At 61.7% G+C, this 261-nt stretch carries 1 pseudogene; it reads right to left on the bottom strand.

Annotation, left to right across the window (positions count from 1 at the left end):
- Positions 1–171: pseudogene (locus FYM52_RS18625) on the bottom strand (transposase); the annotation flags it as partial.
- Positions 172–261 lie beyond the last annotated feature (90 nt).

Raw genomic sequence — 261 nt, 5'->3', positions numbered from 1 at the left:
GGCCTTGACCCGTATGGCGCCCTCGCGCACCTTCACGTGGATGCAGTCCAGGTAGACGATGGGGTAGATGGCGTCCAGCGGGCGTGCCTGCCAGGCCTTGACCTCCTCACTCACAGCATCCGTCACGGATGAGATCAGGCTGGGTGAGACCTCCGTGCCGTACATCACTGTGGGGTGCGTGTGAATCGATTGCCCCCAAGATAGGTTGCTCGGTCAGCACCCTGCATGGGTGGGTGCAGCGCAAAGAAATAGATGCAGGCC

This window comes from Comamonas sp. CAH-2, from assembly GCF_009668305.1.
GTDB lineage: Bacteria > Pseudomonadota > Gammaproteobacteria > Burkholderiales > Burkholderiaceae_C > Comamonas > Comamonas aquatica.
Note: the sequence above shows the minus strand (reverse complement) of the source record. Positions and strands in the feature narration are given on the sequence as shown.